This is a genomic window from Paraburkholderia sp. SIMBA_027 (assembly GCF_046535315.1).
GTDB lineage: Bacteria > Pseudomonadota > Gammaproteobacteria > Burkholderiales > Burkholderiaceae > Paraburkholderia > Paraburkholderia tropica.
Window position 1 is genome coordinate 1 of record NZ_JAWRWY010000101.1, and the last position, 470, is coordinate 470.

Annotated in this window: 1 pseudogene; it reads left to right on the top strand. The window is 65.3% G+C overall.

The window, feature by feature from the left end:
* Window positions 1–470, top strand: a pseudogene (locus SB764_RS38305) (acetyl-CoA C-acetyltransferase); the annotation flags it as partial.

Sequence of the window (470 nt, forward strand, 5' to 3'; positions counted from 1 at the left end):
AAGGGCGATCCGCTCGTGTTCAAGACCGATGAATTCGTACGTCATGGCGTGACGGCGGAATCGCTCGCGAGCCTGAAGCCCGCGTTCGCGAAAGAAGGCACGGTGACGGCGGCGAATGCGTCGGGCATCAACGACGGCGCGGCGGCGGTGGTCGTGATGTCGGCGAAGAAGGCCGAAGAACTCGGTTTGAAGCCGCTCGCGCGCATCAAGGCGTACGCGAGCGCGGGCGTCGATCCGAAGGTGATGGGCATCGGTCCGGTACCGGCGTCGAAGCGCTGCCTGGAACGTGCGGGCTGGTCGGCGAGCGACCTCGATCTCATGGAGATCAACGAGGCGTTCGCGGCGCAGGCGCTCGCGGTGAACAAGCAGATGGGCTGGGACACGTCGAAGATCAACGTGAACGGTGGCGCGATTGCGATCGGCCATCCGATCGGCGCGTCGGGTTGCCGGATTCTGGTGACGCTGCTGCA